Source organism: Acidocella sp. MX-AZ02, from assembly GCF_000306035.1.
In the GTDB taxonomy this organism is placed as follows: Bacteria; Pseudomonadota; Alphaproteobacteria; order Acetobacterales; family Acetobacteraceae; genus Acidocella; species Acidocella facilis.
In genome coordinates, this window is the sequence record NZ_JH976209.1 from 412,240 (window position 1) to 415,938 (window position 3,699).

General features: G+C 64.1%; 4 protein-coding genes. 1 reads left to right on the forward strand and 3 read right to left on the reverse strand.

Features of this window, described 5'->3' with window-relative positions:
• The 3 genes from MXAZACID_RS14200 to accD all read right to left on the reverse strand — a co-directional run.
• Nucleotides 1-928 (reverse strand): metallophosphoesterase (locus tag MXAZACID_RS14200; protein ID WP_008495147.1); only part of this gene is annotated, 928 nt, incomplete at its 3' end.
• 62 nt (nt 929-990) lie between these two features.
• Nucleotides 991-2,283 carry a folylpolyglutamate synthase/dihydrofolate synthase family protein gene (locus tag MXAZACID_RS14205; protein WP_008495148.1) on the reverse strand — a complete coding sequence of 431 codons (1,293 nt, stop codon included), beginning with the start codon at nt 2,281-2,283 and terminating at the stop codon, nt 991-993.
• Nucleotides 2,280-3,140, reverse strand: a complete 861-nt coding sequence (gene accD / locus MXAZACID_RS14210) for an acetyl-CoA carboxylase, carboxyltransferase subunit beta (RefSeq protein WP_008495149.1) — start codon at nt 3,138-3,140, stop codon at nt 2,280-2,282. The genes MXAZACID_RS14205 and accD overlap by 4 nt, the downstream gene beginning before the upstream one ends.
• Nucleotides 3,141-3,472: 332 nt before the next feature.
• Between accD and MXAZACID_RS19800 the strand changes: the two genes are divergently transcribed.
• Nucleotides 3,473-3,699: hypothetical protein (locus tag MXAZACID_RS19800; protein WP_205619811.1), on the forward strand; the 227-nt coding region annotated here is incomplete at its 3' end.

Consider the following 3,699-nt stretch of genomic DNA (forward strand, 5'->3'; position numbering starts at 1 on the left):
TTACGATGCTCTGCGCATACAGCGTCGTGCCGTGCTCATCCACGAACGACCAATCCATCTGCTTGCCCGTCAGCTTCATCACCATGAAGCCGTGCGCGCCGGCGGCGAAGCCGCCGCGTGTGGCGGGGCCGGGATTATAGGTCTCGGAGCCAGCGCCGGTGCAGACATAGGAGATGCCGTTCATCTTCACCGCCTGCAGGATATGGTCATGCCCGCAAATATAGATCGGCACGTGATGCTTGCGCAGGATCGGATCGACGGCGGCGATCATGTCCGGCATGTCCGCCCCTTCATAGCCCGGGTCGGACTCATGCGCGCCATAGATCGGGTGATGGCCGATGACGATGTTCCATTCGCTGGTCGAGGCGGCGAGCTTGGCATCCAGCCAGGCGAGCTGGGCCTGCGGGTCCTGCCCATCCACCGCGACCCGGGTGCCGTAATATTTTTTGATGAAGGGCGAGGTGTCCAGATAATAGAAGGTCGCGTGGGCGCCATCGGGCAGGGCGATGGTTTCCAGGGAATAGCGCGCGGGCATCTGCCAGCGCGGATTCTGCTTGGCGTAATCCAGCTGCGCCTGCACATTGCCGCGATAATCATGGTTGCCGAGCAGCACTTTCCAGGGCGTTTGCAGCGCCGGCTGGGTGTAGACATCCAGATAGGATGTCCGCCATTGCGGGTCCTCCAGCGAGTCGACGCCGTTTTCGTAGAAATTATCGCCGACCGAGACGACAAAGCGGCTATTGATGGCGTCCGCGGTGCGGCCCATCTGCGCGGCGACGGCGCGCTGGTGGTGATGGCCTCTGCGGCCCCAATCGCCGATCAGTACGATGTTCAGGGCTTCCTCGGCGGCGCTGGCGGCGGGGGCCAGGGCGGCGCCGGCGCCCAGAATGGCGCTGGTGGTGGCGAATTGGCGGCGGGTGAGTGTCATTGGCGGCTCCTTTGGCGGTCTATTAGCAAAGCAGGCGGTGGCCGGCATGCGACATTTCCGTGTCAGGCCAGAACCGTCTCATCCTGCTTCAACACCTCGCCGGCGAGGTAGAGGCTGCCGCAGATCAGCACCCGCGTGGGGGTGGTGATCTGGCGGAAGGCGCTGGCGATGTCCGGCCCGGGCAGCGCCTGGCCGCCCGAGGCTTCGATGATTTTCTCCACCGGCAAGGCGAGATGCTGTTCGGCCTCGGCCACGGCGAAAATCCGCGCCGCGTGCGGGGCGACGATGCGGATGAATTCCGCCACATCCTTGGATTGCTTCATGCCGAGCACCAGCGTGGTTGGGCCGTCCCAATCCTGCAATTGCCGGGCGATGATCTCGGCGCCGCCCGGATTATGCGCCCCGTCCAGCCAGAGTTCGGACCCGGCGGGCAGGGCCTGCGCCAGGCGGCCGGTGAGGCGCTGCATGCGGGCCGGCCAGCTGGCGGCGCGCAGGCCCCGCGCCATCGCCTCTGGCGACATCCTGAACCCGGCGGCGCGCAAGGCGGTGAGGGCGATGCCGGCATTTTCGATCTGATGCAGGCCGGCGAGGGCGGGTTTGGGCAGCGCCAGCCCATCATAAACCATGCCCGTGGCGCTGGGCTCGGCCGACCAGTCCAGCCCGCGGCGCAGCTGCTTGGCACCTTTCTGCGCGGCCTCGGCTTCGATGCGGGCCATCACCTCGGCCGGCTGGTAGCCGGTGACCACGGGCACGCCCGGCTTGATGATGCCGGCCTTCTCACCCGCGATCAGCTCCAGCGTGTTGCCCAGAAAATCCTGGTGGTCGAGCGAGATCGCGGTGATGGCGCAGGCGGCGGGGGCGACGAGGTTGGTGGCGTCCATCCGCCCGCCCAGGCCCACCTCGACGATGCAGATATCCGCGGGCACGCGAGCGAACAGCCAGAAGGCGGCAGCGGTGATCGCCTCGAACACGGTGATCTGGTTGGCTTGGTTGGCGGCCTCGATCGCATCCAGCGATTGCGCTAATTGTTCATCTGTGGCGAGGCACCCGGCCAGGCGGATGCGCTCATTGAAGCGCACCAGATGCGGGGAGGTAAAGACATGCACCTTCAGCCCTGCCGCCTCCGCCACGGCGCGGGCGATGGCGCAGACCGAGCCCTTGCCGTTGGTGCCGGCGACGTGAAGCACCGGCGGGAGTTTGGTCTGCGGATCACCGAGAGCGGCCAGCAGCCTTTGCAGCCGGTCGATCTTGAGGTCGATCATGCGCGGATAGAGCTTATGCAGCCGCTCCAGCGCCGCGCTCACCTGCAGCCGGGCGCCGGTGGCCCCGGCCGGGCTCTGCAGCTCGTTGCTCACGCGGCCTTTTTATTGGCCGTGGCGAGGGAAATGATGCGGGCCAGCGTCGCGGTCAGCTCCTCGCGTTTCACCACCATGTCGATAATGCCGTGCTGGTGCAGATATTCGGCGCGCTGGAAGCCCTCGGGCAGTTTCTCGCGCACGGTCTGCTCGATCACGCGGGCACCTGCGAAGCCGATCAGCGTGCCCGGCTCGGCGATGTGGATATCCCCCACCATGGCGAAGGCGGCGGTGACGCCGCCGGTGGTCGGGTCGGTCAGCACCACGATATAGGGCAGCCCGGCTTCCTTCACCATCTGGCTGGCGATGATGGAGCGCGGCAGCTGCATCAGGCTGATGGCGCCCTCCTGCATGCGCGCCCCGCCGGAGGCGGTATAGACGATGAGCGGGGCGTTCTGCAGCACCGCCAGGCGGGCGGCGGCAACCAGCCCCTCGCCGACAGCAGCGCCCATGGAGCCGCCCATGAATTCGAAGGACATCGCCGCGACGACGGCGTTTTTGCCGCCGAGGGTGCCGTGCGCGACCAGGATGGCGTCATCCTGCTTGGTCTTGTCGCGGGCATCCTTCAGACGGTCGGTATAGCGCTTCTGGTCGCGGAATTTCAGCGGGTCCGGCAGGGCTTTCGGCAGCTCGATCTTGGTGAAGACGCCGTCATCGAAGGTCCAGGCCAGACGCTCCGCCGCGTTGGCGCGCATATGGAAGCCGCAATGCGGGCAGACCTTCTTGGTGGCCTCCAGCTCGGTATGGAAGATCATCTGCTGGCAGGAGGGGCATTGGTGCCAGAGATTATCCGGCGCCTCCTTGCGGCCAAGCAGGGTGCGGATTTTGGGGCGGACGAATTCGGTGAGCCAGCTCATGGGGCAGGGATTTAGCCGGTTTGGGGGGGGAAGGGAAGTTTTTGGGGGAGGGGCGGGATGGGGGAGGCGTGTTCGCTAAATGTTCCACGTGGAACGGGGGGTGGGGATGGGCGTCGCATAAATCCTAAGTTATGCGACAACCGATTTCGACCCACGTCAGGCTTAGGCTGGTCCAGGGGGCTACGTCGGGAGTGGATTTTTTTGGCATTTCCAATTCGGTCAGTGGTCAAGTTGGATAGGTGGCTACCGCACAATCCATCATACCCATGTCAGCTGTTAGAAGGTCTCAGTTCTGGCTTGTCTCATGAGAATCGTCGCTATACCTTGCCGATATGCAAGGAATCGTAGAAAAACCCGACGGGACTGCTTACCTTGAAAGAAATCGAGAAGTGATTTTGACACTGGTAATGATAACCGGCTGTCTAGCCGGTTGGGCTTACTGGAGCATCGCTTTCTTCCTGTCCCTTGCCGCTCAGCGAATTCCTGTTGTGACTTTAATAATGGAGATGCTCTTGCCTATACACTGGGGCATCATATCCGTGGCTATGATGCTTCTAGC

Coding starts and splice junctions, on each gene's coding strand:
- accD (WP_008495149.1), bottom strand. CDS start 3,140: ATGAGCTGGCTCACCGAATTCGTCCGCCCCAAAATCCGCACCCTGCTT.